The 20,318-nt window shown below is 33.0% G+C and carries 14 protein-coding genes; 4 read left to right on the forward strand and 10 right to left on the reverse strand.

All coding sequences use genetic code 11. The features are described 5' to 3' along the window. Window positions 1-64: 64 nt before the first annotated feature. The 3 genes from ACVBED_RS06000 (at window position 65) to ACVBED_RS06010 (ending at window position 4,116) form a co-directional block, all read left to right on the forward strand. The gene (locus tag ACVBED_RS06000) at window positions 65-1,384 is read left to right on the forward strand and encodes a hypothetical protein (RefSeq protein WP_447119367.1); all 1,320 of its coding nucleotides are present in this window, start codon (window positions 65-67) and stop codon (window positions 1,382-1,384) included. Between the two features lie 40 nt (window positions 1,385-1,424). Beyond that, window positions 1,425-1,676, forward strand: coding sequence for a hypothetical protein (locus ACVBED_RS06005; protein ID WP_447119368.1), 252 nt, complete (start codon window positions 1,425-1,427; stop codon window positions 1,674-1,676). Between the two features lie 577 nt (window positions 1,677-2,253). Then, complete coding sequence (locus ACVBED_RS06010; RefSeq protein WP_447119372.1) at window positions 2,254-4,116, forward strand: CocE/NonD family hydrolase; 1,863 nt, start codon at window positions 2,254-2,256, stop codon at window positions 4,114-4,116. Between the two features lie 126 nt (window positions 4,117-4,242). On the opposite strand, the gene ACVBED_RS06015 is transcribed toward ACVBED_RS06010, so the two are convergent. From ACVBED_RS06015 to ACVBED_RS06035, 5 genes are all read right to left on the reverse strand, one after another. Beyond that, complete coding sequence (locus ACVBED_RS06015) at window positions 4,243-4,650, reverse strand: META domain-containing protein (protein WP_447119374.1); 408 nt, start codon at window positions 4,648-4,650, stop codon at window positions 4,243-4,245. A 30-nt stretch (window positions 4,651-4,680) separates the two neighbouring features. Beyond that, window positions 4,681-7,077 carry a phenylalanine--tRNA ligase subunit beta gene (gene pheT, locus ACVBED_RS06020; protein WP_473094675.1) on the reverse strand — a complete coding sequence of 799 codons (2,397 nt, stop codon included), beginning with the start codon at window positions 7,075-7,077 and terminating at the stop codon, window positions 4,681-4,683. 89 nt (window positions 7,078-7,166) lie between these two features. After that, window positions 7,167-8,297: a DNA polymerase III subunit beta gene (gene dnaN, locus ACVBED_RS06025; RefSeq protein WP_473094676.1), complete on the reverse strand. Its 1,131-nt coding sequence runs from the start codon at window positions 8,295-8,297 to the stop codon at window positions 7,167-7,169. A gap of 97 nt (window positions 8,298-8,394) precedes the next feature. Further along, a complete protein-coding gene (locus tag ACVBED_RS06030; protein ID WP_447119376.1) occupies window positions 8,395-9,117 on the reverse strand; it encodes a DUF2490 domain-containing protein in 723 nt (240 codons plus the stop codon). Then, on the reverse strand, window positions 9,117-10,934 hold the full coding sequence (locus ACVBED_RS06035; RefSeq protein ID WP_447119378.1) for a TonB-dependent receptor: 1,818 nt from the start codon (window positions 10,932-10,934) through the stop codon (window positions 9,117-9,119). Before ACVBED_RS06035 ends, ACVBED_RS06030 begins: the two co-directional genes overlap by 1 nt. 229 nt (window positions 10,935-11,163) lie before the next feature. Here ACVBED_RS06035 and uvrA point away from each other — a divergent pair, with 229 nt between their 5' ends. Next, complete coding sequence (gene uvrA / locus ACVBED_RS06040; protein ID WP_447119380.1) at window positions 11,164-13,947, forward strand: excinuclease ABC subunit UvrA; 2,784 nt, start codon at window positions 11,164-11,166, stop codon at window positions 13,945-13,947. 69 nt (window positions 13,948-14,016) lie between these two features. Here the strand turns inward: uvrA and ACVBED_RS06045 are convergent, their stop codons facing one another. The 5 genes from ACVBED_RS06045 to ACVBED_RS06065 all read right to left on the reverse strand — a co-directional run bounded on the left by ACVBED_RS06045 (window position 14,017) and on the right by ACVBED_RS06065 (window position 20,300). Beyond that, entirely contained in the window at window positions 14,017-14,469 is a 453-nt protein-coding gene (locus tag ACVBED_RS06045) for a hypothetical protein (protein WP_447119382.1), read from the reverse strand. 81 nt (window positions 14,470-14,550) lie between these two features. Then, window positions 14,551-14,859: an ATP-dependent Clp protease adaptor ClpS gene (locus tag ACVBED_RS06050; RefSeq protein WP_447119384.1), complete on the reverse strand. Its 309-nt coding sequence runs from the start codon at window positions 14,857-14,859 to the stop codon at window positions 14,551-14,553. 2 nt (window positions 14,860-14,861) lie between these two features. After that, window positions 14,862-16,220, reverse strand: coding sequence for a hemolysin family protein (locus ACVBED_RS06055; RefSeq protein ID WP_447119385.1), 1,359 nt, complete (start codon window positions 16,218-16,220; stop codon window positions 14,862-14,864). A 153-nt stretch (window positions 16,221-16,373) separates the two neighbouring features. Then, window positions 16,374-16,631: a SemiSWEET transporter gene (locus ACVBED_RS06060; RefSeq protein ID WP_447119387.1), complete on the reverse strand. Its 258-nt coding sequence runs from the start codon at window positions 16,629-16,631 to the stop codon at window positions 16,374-16,376. A gap of 300 nt (window positions 16,632-16,931) precedes the next feature. Next, window positions 16,932-20,300 carry a cytochrome c biogenesis protein gene (locus ACVBED_RS06065; protein ID WP_447119389.1) on the reverse strand — a complete coding sequence of 1,123 codons (3,369 nt, stop codon included), beginning with the start codon at window positions 20,298-20,300 and terminating at the stop codon, window positions 16,932-16,934. Window positions 20,301-20,318 lie beyond the last annotated feature (18 nt).

The raw sequence follows: 20,318 nt of genomic DNA on the forward strand, positions 1-20,318 counted from the left end.
CTTCCGCCGCGGCGGAGAGTTCCGCTCAAGTCGGGCTGCAATATTTCGCTTTTAATGTAGTTTTATGAGAAAAAGACAAGAACGCTTATTTCAATATTTTTTAATAGCCATTACTTTTGTGATGGTAATTTTGCGTTTTTTGCTCAATGAAAAAGGAAGAACTACTCCAGATTCGATTCGATATTTTCGCACAGCAGAAGCATTTCCCGTAATCGATAATACTACGACGCCGCTCGGTTATCCACTTTTTATAAAGTTTTTCGCCTACTTTTCAGATGAATTTTGGGCTAGCAAAATTATTGGACTTTTGGCGTATTCATTTCTTATTTATTTTGCGTGGAAAAAAAAATTTTATATTAAAGAAATACTATTAACAACTGCACTTTACAGTTATATTTCTATATTTTCTTTTAGCTTGAGTGAAGGCTTAATTTTACCATTTGTTTTCGTTTTTTTATACATTTCCAGACAAATCATTATTGGTGAACTTTCTGGTAGAAAAGCCATTATTTACCTAAGTTTAATTTTAATTGCTATGTACAATATTCGTTACAGCGCAGTGTTTTTCGTGATGTCTATTTTCTCTTTTGGAATATTTAACCTTCAAAAGAAATATGCTAAAATATTTCTAATTTCCAGTTTGTTTGGGCTTTTATTCATCGGTTTATACCAAATATTTTTCATTAATTATTTTAACCAAGATTACTATAAACAAGCTTTAGAAATTACTCTAAAGCCAACCTCCCAACTTTTATTAGAATTATTTCAAGGACTTTGCACCAGCTTTAATCCCTTCATCCATATTGCTAGTCCAAATGTTAACATTTTAAATTATGGAATTTACGGCATTGGTGCTGCTAATCTAATTTTAATGTTGTTCTTATTCCTTAAAAATAAAATTTCAGCAACAGAAAAATTTGCATTATTTACGGGTATTTTTTGTATTTTCTGTTCCTATTTTATCCAATATTTTTATTCTGTAGATGCTTTGGACTACAGACTTTTATCACCATTTATATTAAGCATTTGGTTGGTTTATTTTAAAAAGCTATTTCAAATTTTTGGTGTTTATACTTATTCAATTGCTACTTTAAGTTTATTGACTGGTTTAACTTTTACTTGGCTTTCACGCGGCAACTATTTAGAAAACAGAAAAAAAATCACACAATATTTAAAAACAGAAAAATTAGATAAAGTCCCTTTAAAATATTTTTTATTAAATGGTTTGGACATTGAAAAAAAGATTCAAATTGCAGAATTAATTAGTACGGTTAATCCGAGACTTTCAATTACATTTAAACCTCAAGATACATTGCAAGAAACTACTTTAACTTCATATAAAGTGACATCTAAAATAAAAATTAGTAAGAATAAATTTCAGTAAGATTTTCTTACCTTTGAGCCGAAATTAAAATTATAAGACAATGAAATTACCAAAGTTTTTATTAGCGGACAATTCCGATAATCCCGAAGATTTATATGTGGTGCACACAGAATATCCTCGATTCGTTTTAAATGTTGAAGAAGAAGAAGTAGAATGGTTTGATGATTTAGAAGGCGATGATGAAGAATCTATGGCTGACGAAGCAACAAAGGTTGTAGAACAGGCCTTTAAATGGTGCGACGATGAATTAGCAAAGTATGACGAAGAAGATGAAGATGAAGACGAAGCATAACATTTAGCTTAACTTTAAATAAATGAAGAACTCAGAAATGGGTTCTTTTTTTGTTTTCAGTTGAAAGGTATTCCTACAACATGACCTTTTTTTTGCAATTTCTTCTGCTTCCTTTAAAATCTTGTGGTCAGATTCGGTTTCGGGTTTTATTTTACCGGATAATAAATATGAAACGCGTGAAAAATAATCTGTGTCAGGCGGCATAACCAAAGGTTTTATTTCAACTTTAATTCTTTTTATAGTTATAAATTTTTTTTCATGTAAATAGTTTACGAATTTAAAATGCGAATAAAAACTAAATTTTATTTTAAATGACTTGCGACGATCAGAATTATAAAGAAAAACGACGTCAAGAGATTTACGGAACTCCTGAAAATTAACAGGTTGTTTAAATTAACTCTCGCATAAAGGCTTAGGCGGAAATAATTTTTTGCGCGCATCTTTACTACGCGTAAAAAAGATTGAGCGCTGAAAACCGACCTTTTACTCTGCAAAACCAAAATATTTTACGAAATTTTTCTGAGAAAAAGGGCATGCCCAAAAAATATATCATAATTTAGTGGAAATTTTATAAACTATGAAAAAATTCAGTTCAGTTCTCTTGCTTTTTGTATTTATTCTCAGTTTTAGTCAGGAGCAAAAAAGAGCGGTTGATCCTTATGTGCAAGATCATTACACGAAAAAGGAAATGTACATTACGATGCGAGATGGTGTGAAACTATTTACTTCGGTTTATACGCCGAAAGATATTTCTAAAAGTAAAAAATACCCGATGGTAATGATGCGAACTTGCTACAGCATCGCGCCTTACGGTGAAGATAAGTTAGCGACGCGACTTGGTCCAAATCCCTTTATGATGAAAGATGGTTATATCTTTATTCAACAAGATGTGCGCGGAAGGTATATGAGCGAAGGTACTTTCACAAATATGACGCCGCAGGTAGAACATAAAACAAAAAAAGATATAGATGAAAGCACCGATACCTACGACACAGTAGATTGGCTCGTAAAAAATATTCCTGATAACAATGGAAAAGTTGGGCAATACGGCACTTCTTATCCAGGATTTTATACTGCTGCAGGGATTTTATCTAATCACCCGGCTTTAGTCGCATCTTCGCCACAAGCGCCAATTTCAAATTTTTGGAATGATGATTTCTTACATAACGGAAGATTTATGTTAGGCTATTTTCGAACATTCCCAGTTTTTGGTGTGCAAAAAACAAGTTTAACACCAGATTCTTGGTTCGCAAGTTCGATGATTAAAAAATATTCTGATGACGGTCTAAAATTTTACACTGATATGGGAACTTTAAAAGAGGGTGTAGATAAATTTTACAAAAATAATTTCTTTATGCAGGAAATTATGGACCATCCAAACTATGATGATTATTGGCAAAAAAGGAATTTATTGCCTCACTTTAAAAATGTAAATCAGGCTGTTCTGATTGTTGGTGGTTTATTTGATGCAGAAGATCTTTCCGGACCATTAAACATTTACAAAGCGATTGAAAAAAGTTCGCCAAAAGCAAAAAGTACAATCGTGATGGGGCCTTTTTCTCATGGCGCTTGGGGACGAGAAACTGGAAAAGCCTATCATAATGATATTTATTTCGGCGACAGTATCGCCACCTATTATCAAAAAAATCTTGAGACGAAATTTTTCGCTCATTATTTAAAAGGAAACACAAAAGAAGATTCGGGAATTCCTGAAGCGGTTATGTTTGACACAGGCGCAAAAAAATGGCGTGAGTTTTCTAAATATCCACCAGAAAATGCGAAGAAACAAGATTTCTATTTTGTTAATAATAAAATTGAAATGAAACCTTCAGAAAGTACAACTGAATATTACAGTGATCCCTCAAAACCCGTTATTAGTTCAGAAAACTTAAAAGATTTTAATGGTTTTACACCTAGAAATTACATGAGTGAAGACCAAAGATTTGCAGAAATGCGTCCGGATGTGGCGTCTTTTACAACTGATATTTTAACGGACGACCTTACTTTTGGTGGTGAATTAATGGCGAAATTAAATATTTCATCAACGTCAAACGATGCTGATTTTATTGTCAAATTAATCGATGTTTATCCAGATAATGAAGCAGAAAATGCAGACAAACCAAATGTCATTTTACAAAATTACCATCAGTTGGTGAGAAGTGAAATTATGCCTGCAAGATTTAGAAACTCGATTGAAAAACCAGAAGCTTTGGTTCCAAACCAAAAAACGGCGGTTGATTTCAAATTACAAGATGTGATGCACACGTTTAAAAAAGGACACAAAATACAGGTTCAAATTGAAAGCACTTGGTTTCCTTTATTTACGATCAATCCACAGAAATATATTCCAAACGTGAACTTAGCTACAAAAGCAGACAATACAAAAGCGTTTATTAAAATCTATGGTGATAGTAAACTGGAAGCGGATATAATTAAATAATTAATTGTTCATCTTTGACCGTTGATAATTTAAAATAAAAAAAAGTGCAGAATTAATCTCTGCACTTTTTTTATTTAAATTTTTAGTTCTAAATCTAAATTTTAAATCTAGATATAAATTAAATTCTTACATTTTTTTAAATCTTAAAAGCAACAAATTATCTTTATAAAGCTCTAGCGCATTGTCTTTTACAACATACTTTGTTGTGGCATCAAGCATTTTTAAGAAATTAGTTTCGACATCCATATTGTCGCACATTTTTCTGGTAGAACCAATATTTCTTACGGTAAAATTTCCCACCTTTGGATCCAAATTAATTTCCGTAGAAAAGTAATTATTACAACCTGCATTTCCAGAAATTCTGTCGCCGCTGATTAATAAAGTAGGTGACGTTCCTTTCACAGTATCTGCTAAAGTCCAACTTGAGTTGTTTAATGAGGCCTGACTTTTACCAGATTTAGATTTTAAACCGTTGATTGAGGAACAAGATGCAAGTAAAATAAAACTGCAAAATGCTAAAAGTGTATTTTTCATAATTTTTAAATTTTTAATACTTAATTTTTTTTATCGAAGTTCCGCATTAAATTCCGTTTTAAAAGATTTTATCAAAGCATTCATCACCTCAGAAATATCCTTTTCTTCCAGCGTTTTTTCTTCATTTAATAATTCAAAACTTAGCGCGTAAGATTTTTTTCCTTCAGGCAAATTTTGTCCTTCGTAGACGTCAAAAAGATTAATATTTTTCAAAAATTTTGAAGGGTTTTTCTTCGCTAAAGAATGAAGTTCAGCGTAAGAAATCTGTTTATCTAAAAGCAATGCCAAATCTCGTCTAATTTTATTGAACTTCGGAATGTCAATAAATTTGAAATTATCTTTCACTCTTAATCGTTCACAGTTTTCCACTTCAATCTCAGCATAAAAGACGTCTTGGTCAACGTCTGCATCTTTCAAAAATTCTGGCGATACTTTTCCTAATCTTGCTAAAGTTTTACCCTCTAAAGTTAATTCTAAACCATCTGAAAATCTAGAATCCTTTAGAGGTAATTCTTGGTAAGCCAGTTTTAATTTATCTAATAAAAGGATGACATAAGATTTTAAATAATAGAAATTGGTTGCAGATTTTGGTAAAATCCAATTTTCTGCGTGGTTTCTTCCCGTTACTAGAAGCGCTAATTGTTTGCGTTCTTCATACTTCTCTTTTTTATGGTAAATCTTACCCAATTCAAAGAATTTCAGATCTGCATTTTTTCGGTTAATGTTGTACGCTGCATTTTCTAAAAGTCCTTCTAAAAGTGATTTCCGCATAAAAGCCAAATCGCCGCTTAAAGGATTTAATAGTTTTACAGCTTCACTTTCGTCTTTTACAGAACGCAAAGAATTATTCATCACTTCATTAAAACCTTGGCTTTGAAGTGCTCTCGCCCAAGAGTTTTCTAGCGCATCCTGATCGTCCAAACTTAAGGTAACCGGCGTGAAAGAAAATTTTTCCGGCAAATTAATTTTATTGTACCCATAAATACGAAGGATTTCTTCGATCACATCAATCTCGCGCGTCACATCTGCCCTATAAGTAGGAACTGATAGTTCTAATCCATTATTAATTTCATTTAAAATCTCAATTTCTAAAAATTTTAAAATCGCTTTCACTTTTTCACGGTGAATTTTCATACCTAAAAGTTGGTCTAATTTTGAATATCGAAAGACTACATAATTATTTTCAACTTCTTTTGGATAAGATTCTAAAATCTCACCAACTAATTTTCCGCCAGTGAATTTCTCTATCATTTTTACCGCAACTATTAAAGCTTTTCTTGCATTTTTTATATCGACCCCACGTTCAAATCTAAAAGAAGCATCGGTATTTAAACAGTGTGATTTTGCGGCTTTTCTTATCGCAACGGGATTAAAATAGGCACTTTCCAACACAATTTTTTTAGTTTCCGTCGAAACACCAGAATTAGCACCACCAAAAACGCCTGCAATACACATCGGGTTTTGATCGCCATCTTTTATCATAATCTCCGCACCATTTAAAGTACGTTCTACTCCATCTAAAGTGGTGAATTTTGTTCCTTCTTTTGCAGTTCCAACAATGATTTTGTTACCTTTAATTTTTGCAGCATCAAAAGCGTGCAACGGTTGTCCAAGTCCGTGAAGAGTATAATTTGTAATATCTACAACGTTATTTATAGGGTTTAAACCAATGGCTTTCAATCGGTCTTTTAACCAATTTGGTGAGTCTGAAATTTTAATATTTTCAATAACTGCGCCCAAATATCTTGGAACCAAGTCTTCATTTTCTACTTCAATTTTAAAATCATGACTTCCAGAAATTTCCTCTTCCTCAACTTCTAATTTTTTGAAATCTGATTTTAATTGATGGCTGGAAAGAAACGCATTTAAATCTCTAGCAACGCCATAATGGGACATTGCATCAGTTCTATTTGGTGTTAAACCAATTTCATAAACTTCATCTTGGGAAATTTCGAAATATTTTTTAAATAATTCGCCTATTTTATAGTTCTCATTTAAAATCATTATCCCGCCGTGATCGTCGCTTAAACCTAATTCATCTTCCGCGCAAATCATACCTTCAGAAACTTCACCGCGAATTTTCGCTTTTTTAATTTCAAAAGCATTACCAGCTTTATCAAATAATTTTGTTCCTACAACTGCAACAGGAACGGTTTGTCCGGCCGCAACATTTGGGGCACCACAGACAATTTGCAAAATATCTGAACCACCAATATCTACTGTTGTAATATTTAATTTATCAGCATTTGGATGTTTCACGCAGGTTAAAATTTTCCCCACAACAATTCCTTCAAGGCTGCCTTTTATATTTTCAAATTTCTCTACACCTTCCACTTCCAGACCAATATCAGTAAGATATTCGCTGATTTTATCTGTATTAAGATCGGTGCCTATAAAATCTTTAAGCCAATTATTTGAAATTTTCATTTACTTTTTTCTGTCAAAAATTAATTTAAATAAGAAGAGATTTGAAACACATCTCAAATCTCAATCTTATAAAAATATTTGTTATAATTCTACATCCCAATTACAGGCATAGAAAGCATTAAAATATGTTCGTTATCTTCTAAACCATCCACTGGCTCAATAATTCCTGGGCGGTTTGGCTGCGACATTTTCATGGTGATATCGTCAGAATTTAAAACCGAAAGCATTTCCGTTAAAAATTTAGAACTGAAACCAATATTGATATCTTCGCCGCTGTAATCACACGGGATTTGCATGTCTGCTTTGTTCGCATATTCAGTATCTTCTGCGTGAAGATGTAAAATATTTCCAGATAACTTAAATCTAATTTGATTGGTAGATTTATTAGACATAATTGATGCCCTTCTAATTGCGCTTAGCAAAAGTCCTCTGTTAATTGTCAAAACATTCGGGTTTTCTTTTGGAATTACCGCCGTATAATTTGGATATTTTCCATCGATCAATCTACAGATCCAGATATTATTTCCGAAGGTAAATTTCGCCATATTTTCATTAAAATCAATGGCTACATCTTCGTTTGAATTAGCAAGAATATTCTTAAAAATTGACAAAGGTTTTTTAGGCATGATGAATTCCATCGGTTCTGCATTTACCAAATCATCTCTTTTGTAAACCACCAAACGGTGAGAATCTGTAGAAACAAAATTAGTTTCATCTTCTTTGAACTGAAACAGAACACCCGTCATCACTGGGCGAAGTGAATCATTACTGGTTGCAAAAAGTGTGTTTGCCAAAGCCTCAGATAAAATTCCGGAAGGCATTGTAATACTTTGTGAAGACTCAAATTCAGGAACGTCGGGATAATCTTCTGCGTTATCTAAAGCAACCGCAAAATTATCTTTTTCATCTAAAATCTCTAATAAACTGCCGTTTCCATCGTCAGATTCTTTCACAGAAAGTGTCAAAGGTTGCTCGCCGTAAGTTTTCACGAAATCCTGAAAAATTTTTGCAGGTACTGCAAATTTCCCTTCATCTTCAGATTTCACTTCAAGCGAAGTAATCAAAGTTGTTTCACCATCTGAAGCAGTGAGTTTTAAAACGTTCTCTTTTAAATCAAAAAGAAAATTCTCCAGAATTGGTCTGGATTGGGAAGTTGAAATTACGCCACTTACGATCTGTAAAGCCTTCTGTAATTCACCACTGGAAACTATAAATTTCATGCAAAAATTTTTATATGTGGACAAAGATAATGATTTGACTTTAAAAATCGAAAGCCAATTTTGGTTAAATAAAATTAGATTGAAAAAGTTACCAACATTAATCTGGTACGGTTGAATGAAAGTTTTCTACTTCTTGTTTCGCCTGATCAATATTTATGTTGACGGCAAAAAATAGAAAGTAAAAATTTCGATTACTTAAAGTTTGAAATTCTCTTTGCCAAAGATAGCCTGTAGCTAAACTTACTTCCTTCGAATATTGATAGGCAAAACCCGCGAAAACTCGATTTCTTGCAAAAGCAGGTTTTAAAGGCGTGATCAAAAAAACTTCGTCGTAAAAATTTGCGGAAAGAGTTCCTTTCTCAATTTTCTTAGCATTTAAAGGTGCCGAAATATTTAACCTGTAACGAAACCTGTTTCGTTTCGAATTTAAATCTTTTAAAGGTTCATAAAAGTAACTTTGCTCCGCGCGAAAACGGTTCTCAAACTTAAAAATTCCCGCATTAAAATTAACAATATCCTGTATCCAAAAGCGCAATTCTTCTTTGCTTAATTTTTTATTGGTGTAATTTACATAACGCCCGATACCGAGTAAAGGTTTATTGTTTTTGGATAAATTATAACCAATTCCACCTTTTATTTCATAATAATCAGGATAAGTATAATCTTCAAAACCGCGTGACTGTAACTCAGAATACAGAAAAAACTTTGGACTAAATTGGTAATTTAAAGATATTACATTAAACGAAGATAAATTTTCTTTTTGCGCATTTACAAAGAGAAATATATTAACTGCGATCATTACTAAAATCTTTTTATCCATTAATTTTTAGAAAAATTAATTTTATAACTCAAGCCGACATGAAACCATCTTCCAGGCATAGGAACCAAACTTGTTTCAACATATTTTGAATTGGTTAAATTATTGATCAAAACGTAAACTGAAAAATCTTTCATATTGTAGTTTAGTTTTTCATCAAGCAGATTATAACTGCCTAAATTCACTCTTTCATTGTAGCGATATGTTAAAACATTGGTGAAATTTTTTAAAAATTTATTTTCTAAAGTTGCCACAAACTGGTGTTTTAAATTTTCTAAATTATAACGCGAAAGCCTTGTATCAGAATCTTTTCGCTGATTATCTAAATAAGTATAACCCAAACTGTAAGATTTAAAAAAACCGAAAAACTCTTGTTTCACTTCAACTTCTACGCCCTTTAACGATACTTTTCCGATATTTGTCGCAACCCATTTAGAAGCGGGTGTGTCTTTTGCCCAATCAATTAAATTGTTAGAATCTCTAGTAAAAAAACTTGTTTTAGCCAAGAAATTATTTTGTTTAAATTGATATCCAATTTCAGTAGAAACGGCGCTTTCTGGTTTTAAATCTGCACTTCCCTGTTCTGTTCCACTTGTATAATATAAATCTGTAAATGTTGGGACGCGGTGAACTTTTGCAATATTTCCGTAAATTTTGTGGTGTTCGTTAAAGGTATATCCTGCGTCTAATCCCGGATAAAAAAAGTTGCCTTCATTGCTATAATTAGCATATGAAACTCCAGGTGAAATGGCTAATTTATCGTTTAACAAAGAAAAATGATGTTCAAAAAAAACTTGCGAAACAAAGCGATTTCTACTTCCTAGATTGTTACTAACTAAAATTTCTTTACGCAATTCTACACCCAAACCAGTAACTCCTAAACTTGAATGGTACGCTGCATTAAACTCGCCGCCAATGTTATTTCCCAAGTGTAAATTTCTATAAACAGATGGCTTACTCCGAATAAAAACATACATATCTTGTCCATGTCTCCATGAAATATTAGAATTAATGTCCCATTTGTTAAAAGTTTGATGGTGCGAAATACTTACGAGTGAAGCTTGTGCTTCTTCATATTGTTCAGTTGCTTTTGGTGATGAATAAAAACCATTTGCACCGAACTTTTTTTCAGAAAAACCAGCTTGTAAACTTATAGCGCCATTTTTAATTTTTAGATTATTTTGATAATAAAAATTATTGATTTTATAATCTGTGTTGTATCTGTAACCATCCGAAGCAGAAGTGTGAACCTGAATCAAATTTGAAAATTTTTCATTTCCAATATTTGCATTTGCACCAAAATCATAGGATTTAAAATCTCCTCCTTCTGCGGAAATTTTCACCGACTTTTCTGCCAAAGGTTTTGTAATAATATTAATCACGCCGGCATAAGCATTTTGTCCAAATCGCCTTGCTGCAGGACCTTTGATAATTTCAATTTGCTGCACAGAATCTAAATCGAACGGAATATTTAAGGAATTGTGTCCCGTTTGGCTGTCGTTTATTCTAACGCCATTCACTAAAATCAAAACCTGCTCAAAAGAACTTCCACGAATAGAAATGTCAGCTTGAACACCATTTGCTCCTCTTCTGCGAATATCTAAACCTGTATTTAATTGTAATAATTCATCAATACTGTTTGCGGGCGATCTTTCAATTTCGGCCTTTGTAATGATGGTAATATTTTCATTGATTTTTTCTACAGGAAGATTTAAAAATTTTCCTTGCACTAAAACCTCATCGATGGCTGATTGCTTTTGCTGCGCTGAAAGAGTTAAGCCGATTGGAAGAAAGAATAATATTTTTAATTTATTTATCATAAAAATGTATTTAAAAAACTGAGCTGATATTCCTTTATTAATTTAGTACAAATCTATTTTGTTACTATCAATAATGCGTGCGAAATTTTACTAAAAATTCTGCGCAAATATAATTAACATATTCTTAATAAAAAGGCTTTTAATTATTAATTTTTTAATTATTAAATTAACATTTTCAGATTTTATTTGAAGACAGAATCAGAATTAAAATCCTTAATTTTGTGCTATTATGACAACTGAAGAAATCGACATTAAAAAATATATTTTCGTAAAGAACGCGCACCTCAATAATCTCAAACATATTGACGTTCTTATCCCAAAAAATAAATTAATTGTAATTACAGGCGTTTCCGGAAGCGGAAAATCTTCGCTTGCTTTTGACACAATTTATGCCGAAGGACAAAGGCGTTATGTAGAAAGTTTGAGTTCATATGCACGCCAATTTTTGGGCAAATTAGAAAAACCAAAAATTGATGACATTAAAGGTCTGGCGCCTTCAATAGCGATTCAGCAGAAAGTAATTTCTTCCAATCCACGTTCTACGGTCGGAACTTCCACAGAAATATACGATTATGTAAAATTACTTTTCGCCAGAGTTGGTCGGACTTTTTCGCCAGAATCCGGTGCGGAAGTTAAAAAAGACAGCGTTTCTGATGTCATTGATTTTATAAAAGCAACAAAAAATAAACCGGCTTTTACTTTAAGTGCACCCTTAATTTTTGAAGTTGAAAATTTTAAAGAGCAACTTAAAATTTTAAAAATGGCGGGTTTTACGCGTTTAGAAATTGCAGGAAATGTTGTTGGAATTGAAGATTTGGAAAGTTTTGGTTTTGTGCCAGAAAAAGATGCCATTATAAATTTGGTTATTGATAGATTCACTTATGAAGAGGATGAAAATTTTCTTCAAAGATTGGCAGATTCTATTCAAATGGCTTTTTATGAAGGTCGCGGTTATTGTTATTTAAAAAACGAAAAAAATTCTGAAACCAAAGAATTCTCAAATAAATTTGAATTAGACGGTATTGTTTTTAATGAACCAAGTGTTCATTACTTCAGTTTTAACAATCCTTTTGGCGCGTGTCCGACGTGCGAAGGTTATGGAAAAGTAATTGGGATTGATGAAGATTTAGTGGTGCCAAATAAAAATTTATCGATTTTCGAAGATGCTGTCGCAAGTTGGCGCGGTGATTCTATGAAAGAATGGAAACTCACTTTTATTAAAAAAAATAAAGATTTCCCGATTCATAAACCATATTTCGAATTATCTAAAGAACAGAAAAAATTTCTTTGGAAAGGAAATGGTAATAAAGATGAGCCAACTATCGATAATTTTTTCAAAATGTTGGAAGGTAATCTATACAAAATTCAGTACCGAGTAATGCTTTCTAGATACCGCGGGAAGACACTTTGCCCAACTTGCGAAGGTTTTAGATTGCGCCCAGAAACAGAATGGGTGAAAATTGACGGTCATAACATTCAAAGTTTTATTGAATTGCCTTTGGACGAACTTTTACCTTTGGTTAAAAGTTTAAAATTAAACCAACACGACGCAGATATTGCTAAAAGGTTACTTTATGAAATTACGTCTCGTTTAGAATTTTTGACGAAAGTTGGTTTGGGCTATTTGACGATTAACAGAACTTCGAACACGCTTTCGGGCGGTGAATCTCAAAGAATTAATCTGGCCACTTCTCTTGGAAGTTCTTTAGTTGGAAGTATTTATATTTTAGATGAACCTTCGATTGGTTTGCATTCTAAAGACACCGAAAATTTAATAAAAGTTTTAAAAAATCTTCGCGATTTAGGCAACACGGTAATTGTGGTAGAGCATGATGAAGACGTCATGAAAGCGGCAGATTATATTATTGATATTGGTCCGGAAGCCGGCTATTTAGGTGGCGAATTGGTTTTTGCGGGTGATTATGCAGAAATTAAAAAATCAAATACTTTAACTTCAAAATATTTAACGGGCGAATTGGAAATAAAAGTGCCTTCAAAACGCAGAAAATCTAAGGAATTTATTAGAATAAAAGGCGCGAGGGAAAATAATTTAAAAAATATTAATGTTGATATTCCACTTGAGAGTTTAGTCGTAATTTCGGGTGTTTCAGGAAGTGGAAAATCCACGCTGATGAAAGAAGTTTTAACCAACGGAATGCAGATTGAATTGGGAATGACCGGCAAAAAAGGTGATTATGATTCCATCGAATATCCATCAAGACTTATAAAAAATATTGAATTGATTGACCAAAATCCAATTGGAAAATCCAGTCGTTCAAATCCAGTGACATATTTAAAAGCTTACGATGATATTCGCGATTTATTTTCTAAACTGAAAATGTCTGCGATGATGAATCTAAAACCGAAACATTTCTCCTTCAACGTTGATGGCGGAAGATGTGATGAATGCAAAGGCGAAGGCGTAATCAACGTCTCAATGCAATTTATGGCAGATATTGAATTGGAATGTGAAGTTTGCCACGGCACAAGATTTAAAGACGAAATTCTCGATATAAAATTTGACGAAAAAAATATTTCAGATATTTTGCACATGACGGTTGATGAATCCATTGCATTTTTCACAGAAAATGAGCAGAAAAAAATCGTCACTAAACTTAAACCTTTACAAGATGTTGGTTTGGGTTATTTGCAATTAGGTCAAAGTTCTTCCACACTTTCAGGCGGTGAAGCACAACGTGTGAAATTAGCCTCATTTTTAGTGAAAGGAAATACGACGGATAAAACCTTGTTTATTTTTGATGAACCTTCTACAGGATTGCATTTTCACGATATTAATAAATTACTCACTTCGCTTCAAGCCTTAATAGAATTAGGACATTCCGTGATTGTCATCGAGCATCAACCTGACATTATAAAATCGGCAGATTATATAATTGACATCGGTCCAGGCGCAGGAAAATATGGTGGTGAAATAGTTTTCGCTGGAACACCGGAAGATCTGACAAAAAATAAAGTGAGTGAAACTGCGCGGTACATTGCAGAAAAATTATAATTATCGTAAAAAAATGAGAGAAAAAAACCTGCTATTGCAGGTTTTTTTATGAATTAGCAATTTGATATACTAATCTTTTTCTTTATCGTGACCTTTCCCGTGACCTCTTCCATTTTCATTCTCTTCGCCATCATACTGGTCATCGCGATTACCCTGGTTTTTATTTTTATAATAATGTTTGTTTCTATTATAAACAGCAACTGGATTTTGGCCTTTATAATTTTTATTTTTAAATTTTTTATACTTTGCGGATCCTAAAATTCTTTGAATTTCTCTATTTCGATCAGTCCGCCAGGCATTTGGATTATTTCTATAATGGTTGTCCCAAGAATTATAATCTGGATATCTATTATTCAGATTTACTAATTGATTGGTCTGCTGAGAGTTTAAAAGTAGCTCTGTTGCGAGCGTTTGCCAATTAACATTATTTATGCTGCTTTGATAATCATTATAATAATTTGACTGCGCGGTTGCAAAAGTGAAAGTTCCGATAAGAACGAAGAGTGCAATTATTTTTTTCATAATATTTAATTTTAATTTATTTAAATATTATTTTCAATTATGATGCCATCAATTTTTTGAAGCATTCATCCATGTCTCAAACTACTCGATTTCGCTTGTCAAACTTCGGCTTAGAAGTTTTTCGTGCATTGGTTTCAAAACTTCCAAACTACCTGTCTTTACGCGACATTTCCCTTTATAATGAATAAGCATCGTGCATTGCTCGGCTTGTTCCAATGTATGCCCACAAATTTCTACCAAGCAAGAAATTACAAAATCGAAAGTATTAACATCGTCATTGTAAACCACGAGTTTATTTTCGAAATCAGATTCTTCCAAAACCGCAACATCCTCGTCATACTGACGTTTTGGATTTTCGTAATCTTTAATATTAAAATAAGACAAATGCATTGCTAAATATTTGTATTAATATCTTCCAGTGAAACTTCTGCTTCAGCTCTGGGTTCATAAATTAATTCCACCAATTCAACACTCATATTTTTCATTTTTAGAATTTTAAAATGATAATCTTCAATATCAAATTCTTGATTTTCTTCCGGAATATCACTTAAATAATGCATAATAAATCCCGACAAAGTATTAAAATCACCCTCTTCTGGAAGTTCTTTCGGTAAATAATCATTAATTTCTTCTAACGGCTGTGTCGCCTGAATCCAATAAACATTATCACCAACTTTATCAACAATTGTTTCTTCATCATCTTCTTCATCCTGAATTTCTCCTACCAATTCTTCTAAAATATCTTCTAAAGTTATAATACCTTCAGTGCCACCAAATTCATCAATGATAATGGCTAGATGTTGTTTTTTTTGCTGGAAAATTTTGAGCAAGTCTGAGATCTTTTTACTTCCAACAACGAAAAAAGCTTCACGCATTAAACCTCTTAGATCATCATGTGATAATTCGCCTTTACGTTTTACAAACTCACGAATGATTTCTTTGGTATAAAAAATACCGATAATATTATCAATCGAATTTTCATAAACAGGCATTCTGGAATAACCACTTGACATAATAGTTTCCATAATTTCTTCCAAAGTATCATCAAAATCAATACTTAAGATATTCTGACGTGCTACCATAATCTGTTTTGCAGAGTGGTCTGTAAAATCAAAAGCATTTTTAATGATTTCGTAATTTTCTTCTTCAATTTCACCGCCCGCAGCTGACTGTTTTACCAGTAACTGCAACTCTTCTGTAGAATGAATTTCCTGTTCTGAGGCAGGATGAATATTCATTAATCTCAAAAAGAAATTAGATAAGGAATTCATCAACCAAATAAAAGGACGGAAAACATTATAGAAAATCCGCAACGGCGCCGCAATGAAAAAAGTAGTGGATTCAGATTTACGGATGGCGATTGATTTCGGAACTAATTCTCCAAAAACAATGTGCATTATAGTAATAATTAAGAAACTACAGATCACAGAAACTGTCGTGATAGTCGTTTCCGCTAAATTAATGTTAAAAATATGAAAAAGGCTTAGAAAAATATCGTGTAAAGCGCTTTCACCAACCCAACCTAAAGCCAAAGAAGCCAACGTGATACCCAATTGTGTCGCAGAAAGATAAGCATCCAGATTTTTAATAATTTTTTCTGCCTGTTTTGCCATTTTATTTCCCTCAGCTGCTTTCAGCTGAATTTGGGAATATCGAACTTTTACTATTGAGAATTCTGCTGCAACGAAGAAACCATTTAACAGAACTAGAAGAATGGCTATTAAGATCTTGACGAAACTGTCGGGGTCCATTTAAAAATTATAAATAATTAGTTGCAAAGATAGTTTTTTTTTTAAGATTATAAATCAGCTATTTCATACTTTAAAAACGTTCTTTAGTTTTTTAATGACTGAAAATTAACACGTTATAAAATTGAATATTACATTTCATAACCACAAATTCGATTATTTTTTTCGATAAATAAAATAAGAAACTAATAGACAGATATTTACCAAAACTGCAAATGCATTTGAGAGGATAATTGGTAATTCATCCTTTAAGATTCCGTACCAGACCCAAAGGGAAAGTCCAGCCACCAAAGTACAAATCATCGCCAATGATAAATCGTCAACATCTTTTTCTTTTAAAACTTTAATCAATTGAGGCAACATAGCAACTGAAGTAATTCCGCCTGCAATTAGCCCTAAAATATTTTCGTTCATTTTAATTTATGATAAAGCGAATTTAAGAAATTAATATCAGGATTTTATAATTAAACTTTTCAATTTATTTTACTAAAAGTTCCCGTTTTAAATTCAAATGCGAACACCGTACTTTTATTTTTGTCCAGTGAAAAAATAACTAATTAGTTATTTTAGCCGCGAGTGAAGCGGCATCCTTTTTTGGCGCGAGCGAAGCGAGCGCCGAAAAAGATACAGCGTAACACGGGACAGGTTATCATTAAATGCGAAAATACGTTGCTTCAAAAAAAAATCCTGAAAATTAATTTCAGGATTTTCTTATTAAGACCTTTTTAAATATCTAAATTTTATGTAAGAAGCAATTGCCAAAGACAGCATGAATGCCAAACCAAGATAAACCCATAATGGCACCGGAATTGGATCTCCAGTTGCGTAAGAATGCAGTCCGGAAAGATAATAATTTACCCCAAAATAAGTCATGACCATGGAACAAAATGCAAACATTGCAGCCACGTGAAATGCCCATCTGCTTCGTAAACCAGGAACTAATCTCATGTGCAAAACGAAAGCGTAAACCATAATTGAAATAAATGCCCAAGTTTCTTTTGGATCCCAGCTCCAATATCTTCCCCACGATTCATTTGCCCAAATTCCCCCTAAGAAATTACCAACAGTTAAAGCAAAAAGTCCAATTGTAAGAGACATTTCTGAAACGATCGTTAATTCTTTTAAAGTTGTATCATGGTGAAAATGATAAAGTTTTTTGTTTGCGATAATATAAAATACAAGCGTAATTACCGCAATGATCATAGACAAAGCAAAAAAGCCATAACTTGAGGTAATAATTGCCACGTGGATAATGAGCCAGTAAGATTTTAAAACTGGAACAAGCGGCGTGATTTGTGGATCTAAAGCCGAACCGCCATGCGCAAATCCCATCATAATAACGGCTACTAAGAATCCTGCTGCTGGAATAAGTGCATTAGAAACATTGGTTGTAGTGACCAACTTAGCAGAATTTGCAGCACTTATTTCTTTCAGATTCGGTCTTCCTAATCCAAAATAGAAAACCAGACCAACCGTAATTCCGACCCACGAAATAAATATAATAGCTTCATAGCCATTACTCCAAGGTGCATGACCCGAAATGTACCATCGGGCTATTAAACCTAAAAAGTGTAAAATATATCCTACAACCCCCAAATAAATGATCGCTTTAATGACCTTATTTAAAATTTTATTTGGTTTAAACAATTCGACAAAGCCTAAAAGCAGTAACAAACTTCCAATAATAGAATAAAAAATCAGCAGTTTGAAATTGAGATTTACTTTATTCAAAAAAACTTCCAGCTTCACTTTTGATGCAGAAGGCACTACATTTTTACCCCATAATTGCTGGTAATCTGATAATTTTTTTAATTCTGAATCTGCTTTACTCCAGTCGCCTGTTTGTTCTGCAGAAAGTACTTCTGAGAAATATGGACCCATTACTTTCTGGGAAGTTTCATCGGGTTCCATATTTTTGTCCAACCAAGAATGCCAAGTATTATTTGGATCATTTTGAACTGGAACAATTCGCATAAACTGTCCGCTAAAAAATTCATTAAATACCTGAACACGATCATTTACCGCAATTACTTCTTTGTCATAATTGGTTTGATCTCCCGGCTTTTTTCTAAATGCTGCATTATAATCTTCTTCTAAAACATAGTGTAGATTTCCGGCACTATCTGCAGGAAACATAGACATTAATGTCGTGTAACCATCCTCATTTGCTTTGGTTTTCTTCTTTAGTAACTCACCACCTTTTGGACCGACTTTAATCATCGGAACCATTGTCCAGCTTGGTGTATCTGTATTTATTGAGAGAAACCATTGATTGGCTGTCAAAGATTTTCCATCCGAACCGGTAAATTCGTCTTTTTTATATAATTTTCTTAAAACGTCTAATGCCTGAGTATTCATCGGCACGATTCTACCCTCATAATTTTGAACCAATAAATAACCAAATTTTACAGCGTGCGCTTTGTCAATGTGATTTTTAGAAATAATTGCGTCAGGCGAAATTACCTGTGCGGTTTTTAATGGTCCAACAGTTGGTTTTTGATTCTCAGGATTTTGTGAAGTTATTAAGCCCGCGTCCTCGTGATTATGTCCGTCGCCTGCCGCGTGAACGTGTTCAGTACTTCCGTCAGTTGTAGAATGTGTTGCAATTTCTTGCGCATTCATACCAAAAGAAAAAAGTAATAAAAGTAACATTGTCATCTTTTTTCTTTTCACAGCTTTAAGATTTTTATGCAATTTCCAAAAATGAGTTCCTTTCCAGAACAAGGTTAAAAACAAACTAAGGAACAAAAGATTGTAACCAAAATAAGTCACCTGCGTACCCCAAAAATCATGGTTTGCAGAAAGTATCGTTCCCTTTCTATCCGGATCAAAACTGGATTGATAAAATCGGTAACCATCATTATTTAAAACATGATTCATATAAATTTTATAAGGTGTAGATTTTCCTTTGTCTACAATCTGAACGTGCGATTCATAAGCCGAAGGTGAAGCACTGCCGGGATAGGTTTCCATCACAAATTTATCCAGCTTTAAAGCAAATGGTGTAGTATAAATTTTTGGTCCATAACCTAAAATAATATTCAAACCATCGATGGTAATTTGTTTGTACGCATTTGGATTTCCTTTTTCTACAGAAAGATTAACAATTTGTTTTGTTTTTGGACCTTGAACCTCAACACTCAAAATATCATTCAGGTTTTTATCTTTCATTTTGTCACCTTCCAAGAAAATTAACTTTCCTTTTCTTACAGGTTCAGGAATTACTAATTTTAGATCTTTTATGGTATACAAACTCCTTAAAACCAAGGGCTGAAATTCATTCTTCTTTGTAGAACCCGTTTTCTTAGTTAGCATGGTCATAAAAGCCGCGTCTTCCGGCGTTTTAATAAGCATTGTTCCGCTCGTGTCATTAAATTCTATGGCTCCGTCTATAGTTCGGTTATAAGTTACCAGAGTGCCATTCAGACTTTGCGCTTCACCTGGTTTTATGTATAAGTTTTGTCGGCCCGTATCGCCCGCAGTTACGATATGAAGGTAAGTATCACCTGTTGGAGAAATCACCAAGCTGTCTTTTTTTCTTTGGATGTAAGACAGCTGATTTATAGTAACATGTTTTCCCTTATACTCGTATTTTGCACTAAATTTATTAGGAAAAATTTTGCCTATTAATGAGTTTTCTCTTAATTTGTCCGGCGTCATCATAAATGGAATCTCAGGATAACTTAAATCATCACCAAGTTCACCAATCTGAATTTTGAAAAAGTTTTTATCTGTCACAATTTCATTACTTGTTGCGCCTTCACGGATGTGCATTTGCCCTTCAAAACTTACATATCTTGTCAAAGCACCACCAATAAAAATAAACACAAAAGCCAGGTGAAAGCCTAACACCGACCACTTATCCCGACGAAAAAGCCTGTATCGGAACATGTTGCCAATAAAATTTAAAATAAGCAAAACCATTATTATTTCAAACCACTTTGCTTCATATATTAAAGCCTTCGCGGCAGGCGTTCCGTAATCGTTTTCTAGAAATGTGGCATATGCCATTGAGAAGGCGTAAAATAATAAAAGAACCGCCATTGTTCTGGTTGAAATCAGAATGCTCTGGATTTTATTCATAAGATGAGTAATAAACAA

The sequence above is a fragment of the Halpernia sp. GG3 genome, assembly GCF_052976925.2.